General features: G+C 74.0%; 20 protein-coding genes and 1 pseudogene. 9 read left to right on the forward strand and 12 right to left on the reverse strand.

What is annotated here, in order from left to right; all coding sequences use genetic code 11:
* The first annotated feature begins 105 nt into the window (after positions 1 to 105).
* On the forward strand, positions 106 to 627 hold the full coding sequence (locus BLV02_RS08070) for an AAA family ATPase (RefSeq protein ID WP_069110993.1): 522 nt from the start codon (positions 106 to 108) through the stop codon (positions 625 to 627).
* On the opposite strand, the gene BLV02_RS08075 is transcribed toward BLV02_RS08070, so the two are convergent.
* The 4 genes and pseudogenes from BLV02_RS08075 to BLV02_RS38490 form a co-directional block, all read right to left on the reverse strand.
* Positions 617 to 1,702: a GNAT family N-acetyltransferase gene (locus tag BLV02_RS08075; RefSeq protein WP_069110992.1), complete on the reverse strand. Its 1,086-nt coding sequence runs from the start codon at positions 1,700 to 1,702 to the stop codon at positions 617 to 619. The genes BLV02_RS08070 and BLV02_RS08075 overlap by 11 nt on opposite strands.
* Before the next feature lie 62 nt (positions 1,703 to 1,764).
* Complete coding sequence (locus tag BLV02_RS37985) at positions 1,765 to 2,847, reverse strand: GNAT family N-acetyltransferase (RefSeq protein ID WP_069110991.1); 1,083 nt, start codon at positions 2,845 to 2,847, stop codon at positions 1,765 to 1,767.
* A gap of 43 nt (positions 2,848 to 2,890) precedes the next feature.
* The gene (locus BLV02_RS08085) at positions 2,891 to 3,571 is read right to left on the reverse strand and encodes a D-lyxose/D-mannose family sugar isomerase (RefSeq protein WP_069110990.1); all 681 of its coding nucleotides are present in this window, start codon (positions 3,569 to 3,571) and stop codon (positions 2,891 to 2,893) included.
* Between the two features lie 799 nt (positions 3,572 to 4,370).
* Positions 4,371 to 4,649, reverse strand: a pseudogene (locus BLV02_RS38490) (helix-turn-helix domain-containing protein); the annotation flags it as partial.
* 44 nt (positions 4,650 to 4,693) lie between these two features.
* Between BLV02_RS38490 and BLV02_RS08095 the strand changes: the two are divergent.
* The gene (locus tag BLV02_RS08095; protein ID WP_069110989.1) at positions 4,694 to 10,402 is read left to right on the forward strand and encodes a S8 family serine peptidase; all 5,709 of its coding nucleotides are present in this window, start codon (positions 4,694 to 4,696) and stop codon (positions 10,400 to 10,402) included.
* Positions 10,403 to 10,443: 41 nt separating this feature from the next.
* Here the strand turns inward: BLV02_RS08095 and BLV02_RS08100 are convergent, their stop codons facing one another.
* The 3 genes from BLV02_RS08100 to BLV02_RS08110 are packed head-to-tail and all read right to left on the reverse strand — an operon-like array spanning position 10,444 to position 11,864.
* Complete coding sequence (locus tag BLV02_RS08100) at positions 10,444 to 10,896, reverse strand: GNAT family N-acetyltransferase (protein WP_069110988.1); 453 nt, start codon at positions 10,894 to 10,896, stop codon at positions 10,444 to 10,446.
* A gap of 12 nt (positions 10,897 to 10,908) precedes the next feature.
* Complete coding sequence (locus BLV02_RS08105; RefSeq protein WP_069110987.1) at positions 10,909 to 11,298, reverse strand: RidA family protein; 390 nt, start codon at positions 11,296 to 11,298, stop codon at positions 10,909 to 10,911.
* Positions 11,295 to 11,864 carry a helix-turn-helix domain-containing protein gene (locus BLV02_RS08110; RefSeq protein WP_069110986.1) on the reverse strand — a complete coding sequence of 190 codons (570 nt, stop codon included), beginning with the start codon at positions 11,862 to 11,864 and terminating at the stop codon, positions 11,295 to 11,297. Before BLV02_RS08110 ends, BLV02_RS08105 begins: the two co-directional genes overlap by 4 nt.
* Positions 11,865 to 11,963: 99 nt before the next feature.
* On the opposite strand from BLV02_RS08110, the gene BLV02_RS08115 reads away from it, so the two are divergent.
* The 3 genes from BLV02_RS08115 (at position 11,964) to BLV02_RS08125 (ending at position 13,472) form a co-directional block, all read left to right on the forward strand.
* Positions 11,964 to 12,356 carry a RidA family protein gene (locus tag BLV02_RS08115; protein ID WP_069110985.1) on the forward strand — a complete coding sequence of 131 codons (393 nt, stop codon included), beginning with the start codon at positions 11,964 to 11,966 and terminating at the stop codon, positions 12,354 to 12,356.
* 140 nt (positions 12,357 to 12,496) lie between these two features.
* A complete protein-coding gene (locus BLV02_RS08120; protein WP_216094157.1) occupies positions 12,497 to 12,973 on the forward strand; it encodes a hypothetical protein in 477 nt (158 codons plus the stop codon).
* A gap of 205 nt (positions 12,974 to 13,178) precedes the next feature.
* A complete protein-coding gene (locus BLV02_RS08125) occupies positions 13,179 to 13,472 on the forward strand; it encodes a Dabb family protein (RefSeq protein WP_069110984.1) in 294 nt (97 codons plus the stop codon).
* Here BLV02_RS08125 and BLV02_RS08130 read toward each other — a convergent pair.
* From BLV02_RS08130 to BLV02_RS08145, 4 genes are read right to left on the reverse strand one after another with little or no spacing between them, the layout of a single operon-like run.
* Positions 13,454 to 14,200, reverse strand: a complete 747-nt coding sequence (locus tag BLV02_RS08130; protein WP_069110983.1) for an MBL fold metallo-hydrolase — start codon at positions 14,198 to 14,200, stop codon at positions 13,454 to 13,456. The two genes, BLV02_RS08125 and BLV02_RS08130, sit on opposite strands and share 19 nt — an antisense overlap.
* A gap of 27 nt (positions 14,201 to 14,227) precedes the next feature.
* Positions 14,228 to 14,776: an LURP-one-related/scramblase family protein gene (locus BLV02_RS08135; RefSeq protein ID WP_069111145.1), complete on the reverse strand. Its 549-nt coding sequence runs from the start codon at positions 14,774 to 14,776 to the stop codon at positions 14,228 to 14,230.
* A gap of 58 nt (positions 14,777 to 14,834) precedes the next feature.
* Positions 14,835 to 15,791 carry a phosphotransferase enzyme family protein gene (locus tag BLV02_RS08140; RefSeq protein ID WP_069110982.1) on the reverse strand — a complete coding sequence of 319 codons (957 nt, stop codon included), beginning with the start codon at positions 15,789 to 15,791 and terminating at the stop codon, positions 14,835 to 14,837.
* A gap of 29 nt (positions 15,792 to 15,820) precedes the next feature.
* On the reverse strand, positions 15,821 to 16,522 hold the full coding sequence (locus tag BLV02_RS08145; protein WP_069110981.1) for a B3/B4 domain-containing protein: 702 nt from the start codon (positions 16,520 to 16,522) through the stop codon (positions 15,821 to 15,823).
* 89 nt (positions 16,523 to 16,611) lie between these two features.
* Between BLV02_RS08145 and BLV02_RS08150 the strand changes: the two genes are divergently transcribed.
* Both BLV02_RS08150 and BLV02_RS08155 read left to right on the forward strand, forming a co-directional pair.
* Positions 16,612 to 17,388 (forward strand): SDR family NAD(P)-dependent oxidoreductase, encoded by a 777-nt coding sequence (locus tag BLV02_RS08150; RefSeq protein ID WP_069110980.1) that lies wholly within the window; start codon positions 16,612 to 16,614, stop codon positions 17,386 to 17,388.
* A 33-nt stretch (positions 17,389 to 17,421) separates the two neighbouring features.
* Positions 17,422 to 17,790, forward strand: coding sequence for a YybH family protein (locus BLV02_RS08155; RefSeq protein WP_069110979.1), 369 nt, complete (start codon positions 17,422 to 17,424; stop codon positions 17,788 to 17,790).
* 211 nt (positions 17,791 to 18,001) lie between these two features.
* Here BLV02_RS08155 and BLV02_RS08160 read toward each other — a convergent pair whose 3' ends face one another.
* Positions 18,002 to 18,562: a GrpB family protein gene (locus BLV02_RS08160; protein WP_069110978.1), complete on the reverse strand. Its 561-nt coding sequence runs from the start codon at positions 18,560 to 18,562 to the stop codon at positions 18,002 to 18,004.
* A gap of 92 nt (positions 18,563 to 18,654) precedes the next feature.
* On the opposite strand from BLV02_RS08160, the gene BLV02_RS08165 reads away from it, so the two are divergent.
* The gene (locus BLV02_RS08165) at positions 18,655 to 19,041 is read left to right on the forward strand and encodes a VOC family protein (RefSeq protein WP_069111144.1); all 387 of its coding nucleotides are present in this window, start codon (positions 18,655 to 18,657) and stop codon (positions 19,039 to 19,041) included.
* 92 nt (positions 19,042 to 19,133) lie between these two features.
* Positions 19,134 to 20,777 carry an MFS transporter gene (locus BLV02_RS08170; protein WP_069110977.1) on the forward strand — a complete coding sequence of 548 codons (1,644 nt, stop codon included), beginning with the start codon at positions 19,134 to 19,136 and terminating at the stop codon, positions 20,775 to 20,777.
* The last annotated feature ends 27 nt before the right edge of the window (positions 20,778 to 20,804 follow it).

The raw sequence follows: 20,804 nt of genomic DNA on the forward strand, positions 1-20,804 counted from the left end.
CCCCGGCCGGACGGCGCCGGCCCCCCGTCGGAGTTCCAGACCAGCACGAGTCTAGGCGCGTCCGCTCCGCCCGGACCCGCTGCGAACCGGATATTTTCTGGGCGCATGATCGTATGGCTGAACGGAACGTTCGGAGCGGGCAAGACGACGACGGCGAAGGAACTGACGGCGCTGCTGCCCGACGCCCGCATCCTCGACTCCGAGTACGTCGGCATGATGCTGCGCCACGTGCTCGGCTCGCTGCCGGTCGACGACTTCCAGGACTGGCCGCCGTGGCGCGGGCTGGTCGTCGAGACCGCCGCGCAGGTGCACGCCTACGTCGGGGGCACGCTGGTGGTGCCGCAGACGGTGCTGGTCAAGGCGTACTGGCAGGAGCTGCGGACGGGGCTGGAGAAGGCCGGGCTCCCGGTGCACCTCGTGCTCCTGCACGCCGATGACGACACGCTGCGGCGGCGCATCGACGGCGACACCGTCGAGGCCGGCGCCCGCCAGTGGCGGCTGGACCACCTGGCGCCGTACGCGGCGGCGCTGCCGTGGCTGCGGCCCGCCGCCGACACCGTCGTCGACACCGCCGGCGCCGAGCCGCGCGCCGTGGCCGAGCGCATCGCCGCCGCCGTCAGGGCGTGAGCTGCCAGCAGCCTTCGTAGCCGATGGGCGTGAACCCGACGGCCTCGTTGACGTCGAGCATGTGCCGGTTCTCTTCGGCGTTGAACGTGGTGACCAGCGTGGACGAGGGGCTCAGCTCGGCGAGTCGTTGCAGGTTGGCCACCTTGAGCAGCATGCCGAGCCGGTGGCCGCGGTGCTCGGACAGCACCAGGGTGTCCTCCTGGACCACCGGGCGAGAGCGGTCGGCCGGCAGGTAGAGCTCGTTGTGGCCGGCCAGCCGGCCGGTGGGCACGTGTTCGGCGGCGACGGTGAGGCGCTCGCGGCCGCTGCCGGCCAGCTGGCCGTCCCAGCGGGCGAGACGGGCGGCATCCCACCGCTCGTCGGTGATCTCGAGGCCGGCGCTGGGGATGTCGGCGCTCATGTGCGTCTTCAGCGTGACGAGGTCGTCGACGCGCTCGGGCGGGGTGGTGCCGGTCCACCCGACGATGCGGTAGTCGTCGCCCGCGGCGGCCTGGGCGGTGGCCCGCTGCGCGGCGAGGACCGCGGGGTCGACCGGCAGCGGCAGCGCGCTGATGCGGGCCACCTGCTCGAGCCGGTAGCCGTGGCGCAGCAGGAACCGCACGCCGGGGTCGTCCGCGGACACCCAGCCGAAGCCGGTCGGCGAGTCGACGCGCTCGCCGGTGGCCGGGCGGGTGTGGATGGCCTCGGCCTGCAGCGTCGGGCGGCCGGAGGCCAGCGCGAGCGTCGTCAGGTGGTCGAGCAGCACCGTGCCGATGCCGCGCCGCCGGTACTGCGGCAGCACCTCGACCGACACCCACGACGCGCTCGCGCCCTCCTCGGTCTGCCACGCCAGGATGGCCCGTCCGACGATGCGGCCGTCGACGCGGGCGACGAACAGCCGGTTCGGCTCGTCCTCCTGGACCAGGTAGACGGGCAGTAGTTCGCGAGCGGAGTAGTTCAGCACGTCGGTGCCCATGATCTGGGTCTCGATCGCGTTGCGGACCTCGACCATCTCGGCGAAGTCGGCCGCGCCGGGCTCGTCCATCGAGGCCGGGATCTCCAGCTCGTCGATGACGATCGTGGTGTCGGTGCTCATGATCGGACGCTAGCCCTCCGGCGGCGGCCGGCGCACCGGGTTTTACGGTCACGGCGCCGCCGTCAGGGCGTGAGCTGCCAGCAGCCCTCGTAGCCGATGGGTGCGAACCCGACGGCCTCGTTGACGTCGAGCATGTGCCGGTTCTCCTCGGCGTTGAACGTGGTGACGAGCGTGGAGGACGGGCTCAGCTCGGCGAGTCGTTGCAGGTTGGCCACCTTGAGCAGCATGCCGAGCCGGTGGCCGCGGTGCTCGGACAGCACCAGGGTGTCCTCCTGGATGACCGGGCGGCTGCGGTCGCGCGGGAGGACCAGCACGTTGTGACCGGCCAGCCGCCCGGTGGGCACGTGCTCGGCGGCGACCGTGAGCCGGGTGCGGCCGGTGGCGGCGAGGAGGTCGTCCACGCGGGCGAGACGGGCGGCGTCCCACTGCTCGTCGGTGGTCTCGAGGGCGGCGGTGGGGATGTCGGTGCTCATGCGCGCCATGAGCGTGACGAGGTCGTCGACCCGGTCGGCGGGGGTCGGGCCGGTCCACCCGACGATGCGGTAGTCGTCGCCCGCGGCGGCCTGGGCGGCGGCCCGTTTCGCCGCGAGCAGTTCGGGGTCGACCGGCAGCGGCAGCGCGCTGATGCGGGCCACCTGCTCGAGCCGGTAGCCGCGGGCGAGCAGGAACCGCACGCCGGGATCGGCGTCGGACAGCCAGCCGAAGCCGGTCGGCGCCTCGACCCGCTCGCCGCCGCCCGGCCGCGAGTGGATGACGGCGGCCTGCAGCGTCGGCCGGCCGGACGCCAGCGCGAGCGTCGTCAGGTGGTCGAGCAGCGCCGTGCCGATGCCGCGGCGCCGGTACTGCGGCAGCACCTCGACCTCGGCCCAGGTGACGGTGGCGTCGTCCTCGGGCTGCCACGACAGGTGCCCGGTGCCGACGATGCGGCCGTCGGCGCGGGCGACGAAGATGCGGACCGGGTGGTCCTCCTGCGCCTGGTAGTCGGACAGCAGCTGGCGCGCGGGCAGCGTGAGCGCGTCGGTGCCGAGCGCCTGGGTCTCGATGAGGTTGCCGATGTCGATCAGCTCGGTGAACGCGGCCGCCTCGGGCGTGTCCATCGACCGCGGGATCGGCAGCTCCTCGACGAGGACGGTGTCGGTGCTCATGATCGGACGCTAACCCGGGCGGAGCCGCCGGCGCACCCGGTTTTCAGCTCGCTGCCAGCGCCTCGGCGTACTCGCTGACCAGCAGGTATCGCGCCGCGGCGTCCTCGGTGACGGACGGGTAGCGCGGCGACGGGTCGAGGAAGACGTTGTCGTCGACGTCGTCGTTCACGGCCGACACCTCGCCGGCCAGCAGGACCCCGCCGTCGGCCCAGAAACGGTGGTAGACGCCGGCCGGCACCTGCACGCTCTGCCCGGGCTCCAGCCGCAGCGGCGACCCACCCCGCACCGCCCGCTCCAGCCCGTCGACCAGCGTGACGACCTCGCCGTCGCCGGACTCGGGGCGCAGCTCGACGACCAGCTCGGCGCCGCCGCGGTTGATGATGTCCTCGGTCTTGCGCCGGTGCAGGTGCATCGGCGTCTCCTGGCCGTCGCGCGCGACGAGGAACTTCTCCGCGTACGTCTGCCCGGCCCCGGCGTCGCGCTCGGCCAGGGTGCCGTTGCGCAGGGTGCACAGGACCAGCCCGATGTGGTCGAACCGGCCGCGGCCGAAGTCGGTGACGTCCCAGCCCAGGCCGCGTTCCAGTGCCGGCCGCGCACCCGGCGTCGGCGCGGCGGCGAGCCAGTCGGCCCGCGTCCAGGACGCGAAGGCGGGCAACGCGATGCCGGCCTCGGCCGCCCGCGCGCGGGCGTCGTCGATGGCGGCGTCGATGCGGGACCTGTGCATGCGCGGCAGTCTAGGGATGCGGTCAGAGCCAGCCGCGGCGGGCCGCAGCCAGTCCGGCCTGGAACCGCGTCTCCGCACCCAGCTCCTCCAGCAGCGCCGCGATCCGCCGCCGGGTCGTGCGGTAGCTCCAGTCGAGGTGGTTGGCGATCGCCTGGTCCTTCATCCCGCTGGCCAGGAGCGCGAGCAGCCGCCGGTCGTCCGGCCCAGGGGCCACGGTGTCCGGCTCGCTCGGCGCGGTGAGCGGGGTCGCGCGCTCCCACAACTCGTCGAACACGTACAGCAGGACGTCCAGCAGCGAACACGGGTGCACCACGATGGCGCCGGAGACGTCGCGCTGGTTCAGCGACTGCGGGACGAACGCCAGCTTGCGGTCGAACGTGGCCAGTTTCAGCGGGAGCCGCGATGTGACCCGCGCCTGCTCACCCGCCTCGACATAGCCGAGGATCGCGTCGGTCGCGAGCGGCGAGCGCTCCAGCGCCGCGCGGTCGTAGATCGCCTTGCAGGTGACGCCGCGGGCCAGGATCTCGAACTCCAGGTCGTTGGAGCGGGGACCGCGCGGGCCGGAATAGGGCGGGGTATCGAGCACCTGGATCTCGCTGGTGGCCGAACGCTGCAGTTGGTCGAACCGGCGCAGCACGGCCTCGGAACCGGTGACGATCTCGCAGAGCTCGTTGCGCTCGGCCTCGAGCCCTTCGCGGTAGTCGTCCATGAGCAACGCCCCGAGCGTCCGGATGCGGCCCAGCTGCGCCTCCTTGTCGCGGACCAGCGCTTCCAGCCCGACGTCGGGAGCCGCCGGCAGGAACCGGGCGACGGCCCCGGCGGACCGGCTCACCAGGCCGGCGCGTTCCAGGACCGCCAGAGCGCGGCGGCTGCGCGGCCGGGGGAGCTCGAGGATCTCGGCCAGCTCGGTCGTCGTCGATCCGGGCAGCCGCAGCAGCGTCCGGTACACGCGCTCCTCGACCGAGCCGATGCCGAGCGCGCCGAGCGCCACGGAGTCGGCGTCGGAATCGGCCGGGAGGCCAGTTCTGTCCATGGCCATAGCTGGCCAGCCTAGTGCCTGGACAGCTGGATCCGGCATCGCGGACCATACCGGCAATTCACGCCAGCGTCGGAAGGCCGAGCATGCCCGTGCGCACCCGCGTCGCCGCCCTCACGTCCGCCGTCGTCGTCCTCGGTTCCCTGGCGCTCGCCGGCCCGGCAGCGTCGACCGGCGGCGTCGCCACCGCAGTGGGCGACGCCGCGGACGCCTGGACCGCGAAGGTGGAGGACGACGTCGTGTCGGCGCTCGCCGCCGGCGAGACCACCGACGTGATGATCGCGTTCGAGGAGCGCGCCGACCTGGCCGCCGCTGCGCGGATCGACGACTGGGACGAGCGCGGCGCCGCTGTGGTCGCCGCCCTGCAGGAGACCGCGGCGGACAGCCAGAGCGCCACCCGCGCGGAGCTGGACGCGGCCGGCGCCGACTACGAGGCGTACTGGATCGCCAACGCGATCCTGGTCCGCGACGCGACGGAGGCGATCGCCCGGCGGGTCGCCGCGCAGCCGGGTGTGGACCAGGTGCTCGAGGTCGCCGAGTACGACGTCCCGGAGCTGCTGCCGGCCGATCCCGCGGCCACGACGGCAGCGCAGGAGGCGGCCGCCGCGGCCGCCGCCGAATGGGGGGTCGGCGCCGTCCACGCCGACCGCGTCTGGTCCGAGATCGACGTGCGCGGCGAAGGGCTGGTCATCGCCAACATCGACACCGGCGTGCAGTTCGACCATCCGGCCCTGGCGGCGCGCTACCGCGGCGCGAACGCCGACGGCACCGTCAGCCACGACTACAACTGGTACGACCCCGCCCGCGTCTGCCCGAGCGCCGCGCCGTGCGACAACCAGGGCCACGGCACGCACACGATGGGCACGATGGCCGGCGGCGATGAGGGCGGCACCGCGATCGGTGTCGCGCCCGGCGCCCGCTGGATCGCCGCGAAGGGCTGCGAGGCCACAGCCCAGGCGGCCTGCACGATCACGTCATTGGTCGCGTCCGGCCAGTGGACCCTCGCCCCGACCGACACCCACGGCCGGAACCCGCGCATCGACCTGCGCCCGCACGTCGTCAACAACTCGTGGGGCGCCGACACGCTGGGGTTCGCCGACCCGTTCTACGACCAGATCGTCGAAGCCTGGAACGCGGCCGGCGTCTTCGCGGTCTTCTCCAGCGGCAACGACGGCGCCAACGGCTGCACCACTGTCGGGTCGCCGGCCGACTCGCCGGGCGCTTACTCCGTCGGCGCGCACGACGCCGCGAACCTCATCGCGCCGTTCTCCAGCCGCGGGCCGGGCCCGAACGGCCGGATCCGGCCGGACGTCGCGGCACCCGGCGTCGCGGTCCGGTCCAGCGTCCCCGGCAGCGGCTACGGGACGGCCAACGGCACGTCCATGGCGGCGCCGCACGTCACGGCGACCGTAGCGCTCATGTGGGCGGCCGCGCCGTCGCTGATCGGCGACATCGACGGCACCCGCGAGCTGCTCGGCACGACCGCCGTCGACACCCCGAACGCCGAGTGCGGTGGCACCGAGCAGCGCAACAACGCGTTCGGCGAGGGCCGCCTCGACGCGTTCGCGGCGGTCACGGCCTCGCCGATCGGCGCGACCGGGCTGGTCTCCGGCGTCGTCACCGATGGCGCCACCGGCGAGCCGGTGCCGGGGGTCCAGCTCCGCGCCACCAGCGACGGCTACCAGCGCACGACGGTGACCGGCCCGGACGGCCGCTACGAGATGGCGCTGGTCGCCGGGACCTACGAGATGACGGCTACGGCGTACGGCTTCGCGCCCGGCGGCGCGAGCGGTGTGGTCGTCACCGAGGACGCGACCACGACCCTGGACCTCGACCTGACGGCGCTCCCGTCGGTGACCGTCAGCGGCACCGTCGCCGACGGCTCCGGCCAGGGCTGGCCTCTGTACGCGGGCATCAGCATCGCCGGCTACCCGCACGGCACCGTGTGGACCGACCCCGAGACCGGTCGCTACGAGGTCGAGTTGCCGGCGTCGACCGCGTACACGCTCACCGTCCGGCCTCACGCCGACGGCTATGCGACGTCCAGCCGCACGGTCGAGGTCGGCGACGGCGATCTGACGGCTGACTTCGCCGCCTCCGTCGTCACCGACGAGTGCCTGGCGCCCGGCTACGCTCCCGCCCACCGCGGCGCGTTCGCGGCCTTCGACGACGGCCTGCCGGCCGGCTGGGCCGTGCAGACGGTGCGTGGCAACGGCTGGGAGACCGGCGACTCCGGTGCTCGTGGCAACCTCACCGGGGGCGCCGGCGGCTTCGCGAGCATCGACAGCGCCTCCGGGCAGTTGCTGGAGGACGGAGTGCTGGTCTCCGCGCCGGCCGACCTCACCGGCGTCGCCGCACCGGTGTTGTCGTTCCGGACCGACCTGCTGTTGTCGCGCGGCGTGGCCGAGGCGGACCTCTCGGTCGACGGCGGCGCGACCTGGCAGAACGTCTGGCGGCGGACGGCGCACCAGCGCGGCCCGCGGCAGGAACGAGTGCCGCTGCCCGGGGCCGGTGGCGTCGACGGTGTGCTCGTGCGCTTCCACTACCGGAACGACACCGCGAACAACGGCTGGTGGCAGCTCGACGACGTGCTCGTGGGGGAGCGGTCCTGCGAGCCGGTCGAGGGCGGCATCGTGCTCGGCCAGGTGCGCGACGACCGCACTGGGGCGCCGCTCGACGGCGCCACCCTGCGTAGTGCCGACGGCGCGGTCGACGTCACCGCGACGGCCACGCCGGGCGACCCGGGCCTCGGCGGAGGCTTCTACGCGGCCTTCGTCGTGGGCGCCGGGGACCACGAGTTGACCGCCGCGCACGACCTCGGCCAGCACGGGAGGCGGACCCAGACCGTGACCGTCGACCCCGGCAGCGTCACCCGGGCCGACTTCGAGCTGGGCACCGGAGAGCTCGAGGTGAGCACCTCAGCCGTCGAGGAGCAGGTCGAGGTGGGTGCCACTCGGACCGCCACCGTCACCATCACCAACACGGGCACCGGGCCCGCCACCTTCGAGCTGGCCGAGCGGAACGCCGGCTTCGACCAGCAGCGGGAGACGCTCACGGCCCTCCCGAGTGCCCCGCTGCGGCGTGAGACCGTGCCCGACGACGGCGGCCCGCTCGCCCCCGTCGCCGGTGCGGCGGCCGAGGCCCCCGACCCCGGCGACGCCGCCTGGGTCCGGCTGCACGACATGCCCGACGCACGCACCGACGGCCTGGCCGCCGTCCGCGACGGCAAGCTGTACTACGTCGGCGGCAGTACGTCAGGCACGTCGCACCGGAACATGGTGTACGACATCGCGCTGGACCGCTGGGAGTTCACCGGCTCGTTCCAGCAGCCGCGCGGCAAACCCGTGGGCGGGTTCATCGGCGACCGCCTGTACATGGTGGGCGGCTGGGGACCCGCGGGCGCCGGAGAGACGAACACCGTCCTCATCTACGAACCCGCGACCGACACCTGGTCGACCGGCGCGCCCGCGCCGGTGCGCTTCGCGGCGGCCGGGTCGGCCATCCTCGACGGAAAGCTCTACGTCATCGGCGGGCGGACGGCGGACCAGCCCGATCGCGGCAGCAGCGACGTCTACGTCTACGACGCCGCCGCCGACTCGTGGTCCCAGGTCGCCGATTATCCGGAGCCGGCGTCTTGGCAGGCCTGCGGTCCCATCGACGGCCTCGTCTACTGCGCCGGCGGGCAGGCTCCACACGTCGAGCACAGCACGCGCGGCTACGTCTACAACCCGGCCACCGATGCCTGGTACCGCATCGCGGATCTGCCGAAGACGGTGACCTTCACCGCGCACACGGCCGCGAACGGGCTGCTGCTGACGTCGGGCGGGCAGGTCGGCGGCTACCGCAGCAACGAGGGCTACTTCTACGATCCGGCCGCGGGGGAGTGGGCCTCGCTGCCCAACTCGATCTTCGACGTCTACCGGCTGGCCGGCACCTGTGGGTTCTACAAGCTCGGCGGCACCCAGGGTCAGCCCGGCACGTTCCCATGGGTGGAGCGGCTGCCCGGCTTCGACGACTGCCAGACCACCACGGAGGACCCGGTGCCGTGGCTGTCCGTCGACGGCGGCCCGCGCACGCTCGCGCCCGGCGAGTCCGCCGAGGTCACCGTCACACTGGACGCGAGCGGCCCCGACGCGGGGCAGCCCGGCGACTACCTGGCTCGGCTGGTGCTGCTCGAGGACACCCCGTCCGCGATCCCGGCCCTGACCGTCGCGATGGACGCCACCGCACCGGACTCGTGGGGGCTGATCACCGGCACCGTCACCGGCCTGGACCGGTGCGACGGCCCGGAGCGCCCGCTGCCCGGCGCAACGGTCCGGCTGCGAGGCGCGGTCTCCGACGTCGAGGTCACGACGGACGAGCAGGGCGTCTACCGGCACTGGCTGGACCGCTCCGACCGGCGCGTCACGGTGACGGCGGCGGCGAACGGCTGGCAGTCGCGCGACGGCGTGGTCACCGTCCAGGCCGGGGAGACGGCGACGAAGGACCTGCGGCTGCGCCGGGACGAGCCGTGCGCCGTCGCCGCACCGGTCGCGGGCCTGGAGATCGACGTGCGCAGCCGCGGACACGCCGTGGAGCGGCTCGAGCTCGGCAACGACGGCGCCGCCGCGTTCGACTACGCGGTGACGGAGACGGCCGAGGTGCTGCAGCCGCTCGGGGCCGTGACCGCGGCCACCGGCTGGACGGACGGCGCACCAGTGCCGGGCGGGCGGATGCTCTTCGCGGCCGCCCAGTGCCCGGGCCGGCCGGACCACGGGTACCTCATCGGCGGCCTCGACGAGCGGATCGAGGTCAGCGGCCGGACCTGGCGGTACGATGCCGCCGACGACGCCTGGACCGAGCTGGCGCCGATCCCCGAGGCTGGGCGCAGCGCGGTCGCCGCCTGCGACGCCGGCCGGATCCACGTGCTCGGCGGCGACGACACCGACCGGCACTACAGCTACGACGTCGCCCGCGACACCTGGTCGGAGGGGACGCCGCTGCCCGCCGGTACGTCGAGTGCCGCGGCCGCGGCCTGGGACGGCCGGGTCTGGGTGGCGGGCGGCGCGACCGGCGGGTCCGGCGGCGGCTCGGACGGCACGGTCACCGGGGACGTCCACGTCCACGACGTCGCGTCCGGGACCTGGAACCCGGAGGAGCCGATGCCGCATCCTGCCCGGGACCCCGCGTTCACGCAGGCCGGGCCGTACCTCTACCTGGCCGGCGGGTTGACCGACGATGGCGCCGTCAGCGACGTCGTCCAGCGGCTCGACCTGCGCACCGGTGGGTGGACGACCGGGCCGGCCCTGGCCGAGCCGCGGGCCGGCGCCGCGCTCGTCGCCACGGACAGGGCGCTCTACGCCGTCGGCGGCGAGCGGGAGGACCCGCCATATGGCCGCCTGCCGACGGCCACGGTGCAGCGACTCGACCTGGCCGGCTGGGACGGCGGGACGTGGAGCATCGACTCGGCCGCGGAGCTGCCGTCGCCCGTCAACGCCGCCCCCGCCGGGTTCTGCACGGAGGGGCGGACCGGTGGCGAGATCTGGTCGCTCGGCGGCATGGGCGGCGGGCTGGACCGCGCCCGCTTCCTGCCGGTACCCGGCGAACGGTGCGCCGGCATCGCGACCGACGTGCCCTGGTTGAACGTGCGAGCGGCGAGCGGTTCGGTGGCGGCCGACGGACGGCTCCGGCTGGCGGTGAACGTCGACGCCGGCGACCTGGCGGCGGGATCGACGCACCACGCGACGCTGCTGGTGGCGACGTCCGATCCTGGCGCACCTGAGCTGCGGGTCCCCGTCACCGTCCGCGTGCGTTGACGGGAGGTGCGGCGGCCGCGGGTGGCGCCGAGGTGCGCCCGTCAGAGGGCGAGCTTCATGCCCTCGTGGCTGGCGACGAAGCCGAGCCGCTGGTAGAAGCGGTGCGCGTCGGCGCGGGACTTGTCGGTGGTCAGCTGGACCATGGCGCAGCCGCGCTCGCGGGCGCGGTCGATGACCCAGGCCATCAGCCGTCCGCCCACGCCGTCGCCGCGCCGGTCGGATCGGACCCGGACCGCCTCGACCTGGCAGCGCTCGGCCCCGTGCCGGCCCAGCCCCGGGATGAAGGTCAGCTGCAGGCACGCCACCACCTCGCCGCCTTCGTCGCCGACGATGAGCTCGTTGCGGGGGTCGGCGTCGATGGCGGCGAAGGCGCGCTCGTATCGTCCGTCGACAGTGCCGGCATCGCGCGCCTTCCCCAGCACGTCGTCGGCGAGCAGTGCGACGATGGCGTCGAGGTCGGCGCGGGTGGCGGTCCGGAACTGCACGGCCGCCAGCCTAGGGTGTGCTCAGCTCTCGACCGCGACGGCCTCGATCTCGAGCAGCCAGTCCTCGGCGTAGATGTCGGTGATGATGATCGTCAGCGCCGGCGTGTGCTCGCCGAGCACCTCCTGGCGGATGCGGCTGTTCGCCTCGCGGTAGCGGCGGTCGGCCAGGTAGGTGGTGACCTTGGCGAGGTGCTCGACGCCCATGCCGGCCTCGGCCAGCACGGCGAGCACGTTGCGCCACGTCAGCCGGCACTGGTCGTCGAACTCCGGCGGCACCCGGCCGTCGGCGTCGGCCCAGGGGACCTGGCCGCTGACGTAGACGGTGCGGCGGGCTCCGGTGACCAGCGTGCCGTGGGTGTAGGTGCCCGTCGCGGCGGGCAGGGCGGCGGGGTCGAGCCGTTCGATGGTCATGCGGGCTCCTTCGCGACGTGCATGGCGGTGTAGTAGACGCACTCGGTGGCGCCGGGATTGGCGAACTCGTGCACCGCGTCGCCCGCGTAGTACAGCGCGTCGCCGGCGGCCAGCCGGTGCGCGACGCCGTCGACGGTGACGGTGAGCTCCCCGCTCTCGACGGCGACGTACTCGCGCGAGCCGGGCGCGTGTGCGGCGAACGAGCCGAGCGTGACCCCGGCCGGGACGGTGGTGCGGATGAGCTCGAACTCGACGCCGGGCAGCGTGGGGGAGAGGATGCGCCGCTGCCACCCGTCGGCGTCGGTGATGGCCCGCTGCTCGGCCCGCCGGCGCACGATCACCCGCTCGGGCCGGTCCTCGCCGAGCAGCCGCGCGACCGTGACGCCCAGCGCCGTCGCAAGCCTGGCCAGCACGATGACGGTGGGGATCTTGGCGCCCCGCTCGATGTCGGAGATCATGCTGCGGCTCACCCCGCTGGCCGCGGCGAGCGCCTCGAGGCTCAGCTCGCGCCGCTGCCGCTGCGCCCTGAGCCGGGTGCGCAGCCGCTCCGGCAGATCGTCGTCCATAGTGGAAGTGTATCCGCTATCGCGGTCGGCCGAGTTGACATGGAATGGCGTGCCACATGAGGGTGAGCGAGGTCCGTCCACCCAGCGAGGAGCGCCCGCGTGATCGAGCACATCGAGCCCGACCCCGACAACCCGCCGCCCATCCCGTTGTCGTCGGCGGTGCGGGTGGGCCGGTTGCTGTTCGTGTCCGGCCAGGTGTCGACGGAGCCGGGCGTGGGGATCGTGGCCGACACCTTCGACGGCGAGTTCCACCGCACCATCCGCAACGTCGAGCAGATCCTCGCCGCCGCCGGCGCCACGCTGCGCGACGTCGTTCAGGTGCGGGCGTTCCTGCGCGACGAGGAGGCGCGGGCGCGCTTCAACGAGCTGTACGCGCAGACGTTCCAGCCGCCGTACCCGGCCCGCACCACCGTCGGGAACCACTTCTCCTTCATCCAGGTCGAGATCGACTGCGTGGCCGTGCTGCCGGACGGGGTCGACCCGACGGTGTGACGCGGGCGTCGTCGGCGCGGAACGCCCTGAATCCGTCCCCGTTGTGAGATCGATGCCGAAATGATCTTGCGTTCGGGCGGCCGGTCCGACAGGGTCGTTCGTGACAATCCGGTTGTCGCAGGGCAAGGAGGAACTGCCGGATGAAACGCGCCATCTCTGCACTTGCCTTCGTTCTGTTCCTGCTCCTCGGTCTCTCCGTCCCCGCGGCCGCCGGCGGAGAGTCAGATCCCACCGTCGGCGGCGACGAACGCGTGAGCGTCATGGCCGGCCCGTGCGGCTCGTCGTACCGCCACATCGGCCACTACCCCATCGGCTCGTCCCCGGTCCTCGGCTACATGGACGTCTACTGGTCCAGCACGGCGAAGCGCAACTGCCTGGTCGTCAACCATTCCAGCGCCACCTACGGGAAGCGGTTGTACACCGAGGCGAGCATCTGGCCGTACGGCTCCTCGGCGCCGTCCTGCCCCAGCAGCGTCGGCTGCGACGGCGGCATGTACGGCTACTACGCCGGCCCCGTCTACACCCCGGCGGGCGTGGACATGTCGAACCGCTGCGTCAACATCAAGGGCGTGGTCGACTGGACGACGGCCACCCGCACCCGCATCCACTGCGGCTGACGCCGGGCCGCTCGGGGGAGCGGCGGCGTCCGTGGGCGGTGCAGGGCGGGCCGTGCCTGCTGGTCGTCGCGTCCGGTTCGGCGAGTATGCGCTCATGCTTTGCGCGCGGGGCTTCGTTGAGTCGAGCGCAAGTGGAGATCGTCCGGAGTGTCCGCCTGTTGATCCAGGCCACGGGCGAGGTCGTGCGCCTCATTAGGCTCCGGGCATGATCCGGCACACGGTGGCCTTCCGCCTTCGTCATCCCGCCGGCTCGCAGGAGGAACACAACTTCCTGCGGGCCGCGCTCGCCCTGGCCGGCATCCCCGGCGTCCAGCGGTTCGAGCAGTTGCGGCAGACCAGCCCGAAGAACGACTTCGCCTTCGGCTTCTCCATGGAGTTCGCCGACCAGGCGGCCTATGACGCCTACAACGAGCACCCCGTGCACGTCGGGTTCGTCGCCGACCGCTGGGCCGCGGAGGTCGAGGACTTCCTCGAGCTCGACTACGAGCCGATCGGCTGAGCCGGGCCCGGCGCGGCGACGGTGACGCCGGTCGCGCCGGTGCGTGCGGCGGCGGCCAGGAAGTCGGCGGGCGCCAGCCCGGGCCAGAGGTGGGTCAGCGCGATGTGCCGGGCGCCGGCCGCCAGACCCTGCTCGGCGGCCTGGACGGCGCTGCACAGCAGCCCGGCGTCCTCGTCGGGCACGGCGTCGGGATAGGTCGACTCGACGAGCAGCAGGTCGGCGTCGCGGGCCAGCTCGACGAGGGCCCGATCCGGGCCGGCGTCGCCGCTGTACGCCAGCGTCCCGGCGTCGTCGCTGATGCGCAGGCCGAGGTTGGGCACGTGGTGCGGCAACGCCGCGGCCGTGACGTCGAACGGCCCGATGCGCACGTGGTCGCCGTCGGCGAGCGGCACCTGGTCGACGGCCCGGCTCGTCGCCCGCATGGAGTCCAGCGCCAGCACGGCGTCGACGGCGCCCGCCGGGGCGAACACCGGCAACGGCGCCGGCGGGTCGTCGGCCAGCGCCCGGGCGCGCAGCAGCGGATTGAGGTCGGCGCAGTGGTCGGGATGCCCGTGCGTGACGACGACGGCGTCGACCGCGGCGGCGTCGATGGCCGCCAGCAGCCGCGGGAGCACGGCGTAACCGGGGTCGACCAGCAGCCGGAAACCGTCGCGCTCGAGCAGGTAGCCGCCGCAGGCCTGGCCGGCGGCCGGCCAGGCGCCGCAGCCGCCGAAGACGGTGAGTCGCACCCGGCGATTCTCCCCGACGCGGGCGGGTCAGTGGTCGTGGGTCATCAGGTCGAGAGCGACGGTGGCCGCCAGCACGGGCACCGGGTCCTGGCCGGGCGCCACCTCGACGCCGTAGGTGTCGGCGACCCGGAACCACTTCTTCGAGACCGTCGCCACCGGTGTGCGGCCGTCGGTGAACGTGTACTCGTGGTCGACGACGTTGCCCTGGACGTCGAGGTCGGACCCGCCGCGGATCTCGACGCTCCACCGATCGCGCAGCGGGCTGACCAGCGCCTTCTTGATCAACGCGATCCGGTTGCCGTCGGGGTCCTCGACCTCCATCGAGTCCTTCACCCGCATGACCCGTTCCTGGATCTTCGCCACCTCGTGGCCGTGGGCGTCCTCGAGGATCAGCGTCTTGCGCAGCCGCAGCGCCTTCCCGTCCACCTTGTACGCGCGCTCCCCGTCGTCGGTCTCGATCCAGAAGTCGTCGCCGATGGACACCAGTCGCTGCCGCATTCGATAGTGGACGCCCCCGCCCCCGTGCCGCTCCTCGCGGCGTTCCTCCCGGCGTTCGCGTCGTCGTCCCAGTGCCATGCCGACCACGTCCTTCCACTCCGGCTTCCGAGCATGCGGCCGGGGACGCGTCCGCACCTCATCCACCGCGGGTGAGGCTCGCGAGCAGCCCGTCGAGCCGGTCGCGTGAGTGTGGATCGTCGAGCGTCTCGCGGATCCACGCCTCCGCCTCGGCCCGGCCGGGCGAGCGGTCGTTCGGCCGCAGCCAGTCGGTGGCCGCCAGCTCGGTGATGTGGCCGAGCTGCGCGATCAGCATGGAGAAGTCGCCGCGGCCGGTGAGGCGCGCCGGGCCGCCGGCGTCCTCGTACGCGGCGACGAGGGCGCGGGCCCGGCCGGGGTCGGTGCGCGCGTACTCGAACAGCACGACGGCCAGTTCCTGCGCCGGATCGGCCGGGCCGCTGTTCTCCCAGTCGATGACGCAGACGCCGCCGCCCGCCGCCGGGAGCAGGTTGTCGGCCATGAGATCGCGGTGACAGGTCCGCGGCGCCGCCGGGGGAGCGAGCCACGCCTCCAGCGCGACCAGCTCGTCGCGCAGCGCGGCGAGGTCGGCGGCGAACGGCGCGCCGGCCCCGTCCAGCTCGGTGATCAGCGCGTCCCACCGCTCGGCGCCGACGGGGTCGAGGTACCAGCGGTCAGGGTCGGTGAACGGCGCGGCCGGTTCGGCGCCCGGCACGCGGTGGATCGCGGCGACGGCGGCGCCGGCCAGCTCCGGGTCGAGCAGCGGGTCGGGCGCGCCGAGGTCGACCCACTCGTAGACCCGCAGCCGGACCCCGTCGACGACGGCGAACAGGGCGCCTTCGGCGGTGCGGCGGATGCGCGGGGCCGGGACGCCGGACGCGGCGGCGGCCTCCTGGAACGCGGCGGCGGGCGCCAGCGCGGCCTCGTCCTCGTGGCGGAACGGGACCTTGACCGCCCACCGTCCGTCTGCCGTGGTCAGCCGCCAGACGGCGCCCTGCTTGCCGCGCGCGACCGGGCCGTCGGACAGGGTCGCGCGGGCGCCGAGACCGAAGCGGCCGGCGATGGCGGCGGCATCCACGACGCCACCCCATCACAGCCGCGGCGGGGTCAGCCAGCGAGTTCCACGGCCGGCCGCTCGCTCGTCAGCATCGTCAGCCGCGGCGTCACGCCGGGCCAGGCGGCGGCCAGGTCGTCCGCCAGCGCCGTCAGCAGCGCCTCGACGTCGGCCGCGGCGCCGGGGTGCAGCGCCTCGGACACGATCAGCACGTCGCGGGTCTCGGGCCGGACGATCGACGTGCCGCTCTGCTTGTACGTCCAGCGGCGGGCGTGCGCGTGGCCGGCCTCGTCGGCGAAGATCACCTCACCCGGCGCGGGTCGCTCGATCTCGCCGCCGAACGCGGTGTACGCCTCGTCGCCGTGCGCCCGGCGGACCTCGAGATCGCCCTTGACGCGGTCGCGGTCCAGCGCGGCGACGGGGATCGCGGCGGCGGCCGACGCCGCGTTGCACAGGTCGACCAGCGGGTGGATGCGCGGCAGGTCGCCGTCCTTGCCGAGGCGGCGCAACAGCGACTCGGCGGCGCACCGGTACTGCGTCGGCTTCAGGCCCATGGCGGCGAACGTGCGCCGCCAGGCCTGCAGCTGCGGCAGCGCGCTGGCCGGTCCGGCGTCCAGCAGCGCCCGGGCCGTGCCGAGGTGGCGGGCGACGGCGTCGCCGGCCGCGGCGCGGTCGCTCACCCCGTCGACGACGAGGACCCCGGCGGCCAGCGTGGGGTGGCCGGTCCAGATCTCCGGCGCGTGGCGGAAGCGCATCCGGACATCGTCGCGCTCGGCGCCGGGGCCGCGACAGGGCCAGCCGCCGCTTCGTGCGCTGGGCCAGAAGGTGGATTACAGTCACTGTAATGAACGGCTTCGACGGCAGGGTCGCGCTCGTCACGGGGGCGAGCCGCGGCATCGGCGCGGCGACGGCGCGGGCGTTCGCCGCCGCGGGGGCGGCGGTCGTGCTGGTGGCGCGCGACGCCGGGGCTCTGGCGGAGGTGCGGGCGGGCATCGAGGCGGACGGCGGGACGGCCCTGGTCGTCGCGGCCGATCTGGCCCGGGCCGACGACGCGGAGCGGATGGTCGCGGCCGCCGTCGACCGGTTCGGGCGGCTCGACGCCGCCGTCAACGCCGCGGCCGCACACGGCGGCCGGCCCACGCCGCTGGCCCGGCTCGACGTCGACGAGTGGGACCGGACGCTCGCCGTCAGCCTGCGCGGTGCGTTCCTGTCGCTGCGCGCCGAGATCGCCGTCATGGCGTCGTCGGGCGGCGGCGCCATCGTCAACGTCGCATCGACGACCGGCCTCGAGGCGGTGGCCGGGCTGGCGCCGTACGTCGCCGCCAAGCACGGGCTGATCGGGCTGACCAAGACCGCCGCGCTCGACCACGCCGCCGACGGCGTCCGCGTCAACGCGCTCGCGCCCGGGCCGACGCACACCGAGGCCCTGGACCGCGCGGGGGAGGCCGCCCGCGAGCGGGTCGCCGCCGCCGTTCCCGTCCACCGGCTCGGCACGCCGGACGAGGTGGCCGCGGCCGCGCTCTGGCTCTGCGGCGACGCCGCCGCGTTCGTCACCGGCGCCACCCTCGCCGTCGACGGCGGGCTGCTGGCCGGTCAGCCGCCGTTCGGGGCCGCCCGCTGACGGCGGGAGGCGTCGCGGTACGATGTGGGGGTCATGACGACTGCTCATGACACCTCCCCCTTCACCCGCCACGTCGACCGCTGGGTGCGCCTCTTCAACGCCGGCGACGCCGCCGCGCTCGACCGCCTCTACGAGGACGACGGCCTGCTCGTGCCGGTACCGGGCCACCCGGCGACCGGCCCCGGGCGACTGGCGGCCAACGGCCACCTCATCGGCCTCGGCGCCACGATGACCGCGAGCCTGCGGCACGCCTACGCCACCGGCGACCTCGCCCTGATCGTCGTCGACTGGTCCGTCACCGCCACCGGCCTCGCCCTCTCCGGCGTCGCCACCGACGTCCTGCGCCGCGGCGACGACGGCGCGTGGCGCCTCGTCATCGACAACCCGTCCGGCACGTCCTGACCTCAGTACTGCCCGTCGACCTGGAACTCGACGGTGTCGTACTCGCCGAACGGGGCCAGCGAGAAGAACTCCGCGGTCGTGAGATCGTCGACCTGCCCTTGCAGGGTCACGACCTGCTCCTCGCGGCCGGCTGGTGGTCATGATGATCCCCCTGGATCGGGCGCCCACCCTGGTGCCTCTGGTCAGGGTGACAGCACCCTCGGGCGCGGTGTCAGCGGGGGACCTCGTCGTGGGAGGGGACCTGGTTCGCGTCGATCGAGGCGCGGTCGGCGTCGCTGAGGCCGGCCGCGGCGAGGAGGCGCTGCACCATGGCGTTCTTCCCCTGCCCGTAGTCGTCGATGGTGGCGGCGGTGGCGCCGACCCGCCGTTTCACCGCCGCGTACTCGTCGCGCAGGCGGGCGTCGCGGCGCAGGATGTCGCGGACGGCGAGGTGGTTGCGCAGCGCCAGGGACCCCTCGACGATCACGTAGGTGTTCGTGCCGGCCAGCCGGTCCGGTTCCGCGAACGCCCACCGCAGCGGGATGCCGAGTTCGCCGAGCGGACGGAAGCCGAGTCCGGTCAGCACCTCGGACGCGGCGCCGACGGCGGCGCGGGCGACCACGATGTCGCAGTCGATGACCGGCTTCGCGGCGAGGCCCGGCACCGACGTGCTGCCGACGTGCTCGACGGCGACGACCGGCACCCCGGCCGTAGCCATCGCCGTCGCGTACTCGTCGCGCAGGCGCGCGAACCGTTCGGGCCAGCCGGGGTCGTAGTCGACGACGGTGATCATCCGGCGCAGCCTAGTCGTCCCGCTGCGTGGACCCCCGTCACCCCTGGCCATCGCGTCGTGAGGCGCGTACGTTCGAGGAGGGGGTGGTGGTCATGCTGAATGACTATCCGGTCTACGCGACGATCGCGACGGGCGACCTCGCGCGGGCACGGGCCTTCTACGAGAAGACCCTGGGGTTCAGTCCCGAGATGGAGGACGCCACCGGCGGCATCCTGTACCGATCCGGCGGCACCCGGTTCCTGCTCTACGCCAGCGAGTTCGCCGGCGGCGCGACGCAGACGGTGGCGACGTGGATGGTGGACGACGCCGACGCGACGGTGGCGGAGCTGGCGGGCAAGGGCGTCATGTTCGAGCAGTACGACCTGCCGGGGCTCAAGACCGACGAGCACGGCATCGCCGAGATGGGGCCGTTCCGCGGCGCCTGGTTCAAGGATCCCGACGGCAACATCCTCAACGTCGGCACCGGCCCGGCGAGCTGAGGCCGGGCCCGTCCGCTCTCCCACGCGACGGGTGAGGGCGGGCCGCCCCGTCCAGGGCACGCTGAGATGCGAGTCCTGGACGGGGGTGCCTCATGGTGGAGTCCAGAGGGCCGGTCGCGGCGGGCCCGGCGCAGGCAGCGTCGGGGCTGATCCTGCTGACGCTGGCGTCGGGGCAGTTCCTGATGGCGCTGGACAGCTCGGTCATGAACGTGTCCATCGCCACCGTCGCCGCGGACCTCGACACGACCGTCACCGGGATCCAGTCCGCCATCACGTTCTACACGCTGGTGATGTCGTCGCTGATGATCACCGGCGGGAAGATCGGCGAGATCCTGGGGCGCAAGCGGGCGTTCGCGATCGGCTGCGTCGTCTACGGCTGCGGATCGCTGACGACGTCGCTGGCGCAGAACCTGACGGTGCTGCTGGTCGGCTGGTCCGTGCTGGAGGGCGTCGGCGCGGCGCTGATCATGCCGGCGATCGTCGCTCTCATCGCGACGAACTTCGACCGCGGCGCCCGGCCGCGAGCGTACGGGCTGGTGGCGGCGGCCGGCGCGATCGCCGTCGCGCTTGGTCCGCTGATCGGCGGGGCGCTGACGACGTACGCGTCGTGGCGGTGGGTGTTCGCGGGCGAGGTGCTGATCGTCGGCGCGATCCTGGTGCTGACGCGGCGGCTGGCCGACGCGCCCGGCGACCGCTCGGCGCGGCTGGACGTCGTCGGCACCGTGCTGTCGGCGCTGGGGCTCGGCCTCGTCGTCTTCGCCGTCATCCGGTCCGGGACCTGGGGGTTCGTCAACCCGAAGCCGGACGCCCCGGTCTGGCTCGGCCTGTCGCCGGTGATCTGGCTGCTGCTCGCCGGAGGCCTGGTGCTGCTCGGGTTCGCCGCCTGGGAGCGCCGGCGGCGCGACGCCGGCCGGGCGATCCTGTTCGACCCGGCGCTGCTGCGCAACGGCGTCCTGCGGGCCGGGCTGGTCGCGTTCCTCTTCCAGTACGTGGTGCTGGCGGGGGTGTTCTTCACCGTGCCGCTGTTCCTCTCCGTCGCCCTGGGGCTGTCGGCGATCGAGACGGGCGTGCGGATCCTGCCGCTGTCGCTGGCGCTGCTCGCGACGGCGCTCGGGATCCCGAAGCTGCTGCCCGGCGCGTCGCCGCGGCTGGTCGTGCGGGCCGGCTTCCTGTCGATGTGCGCCGGCATCGTGTGGCTGGTCGCGGTGCTCGACGCCGACGCCGGAGCCGAGATCGTCAGCTGGCCGTTGATCCTGGCCGGGCTCGGCATCGGCGCGCTGGCGTCGCAGCTGGGCAGCGTCACGGTGTCGTCGGTGCCGGACGAGCGCAGCGACGAGGTCGGCGGCGTCCAGAACAGCGTGATGTTCCTCGGGTCGTCGATCGGGACGGCGCTGGCCGGCGCCGTGCTGATCGCGGCGCTGACGACGTCGTTCCTCACGAACGTGCGCGCCGACCCGGACGTCCCGGCGGAGCTGACCACACAGGCCGAGGCCGAGCTGGCCGGCGGCGTGCCGTTCGTCTCCGACGACCAGCTGACCAGCGCGCTCGACGACGCCGGCGTCCCCGCGGACGTCACCGCGGCGGTCGTCGACGCCAACGCCGAGGCGCGCGTCGACGGTCTGCGCTCGGCGCTCTCGCTGCTGGCCCTGCTGGCGCTGGCCGCCCTGTTCGCGGCGCGGGGGATTCCCCGCAAGCAGCCGGCCGCCGTGGGCGGATCATCGAGCGAAATCTATTGACTTTCGATTGATATCGGGCGAAAGTCG

Origin of the sequence: Jiangella alba (assembly GCF_900106035.1) — a bacterium.
Taxonomy (GTDB): Bacteria; Actinomycetota; Actinomycetes; order Jiangellales; family Jiangellaceae; genus Jiangella; species Jiangella alba.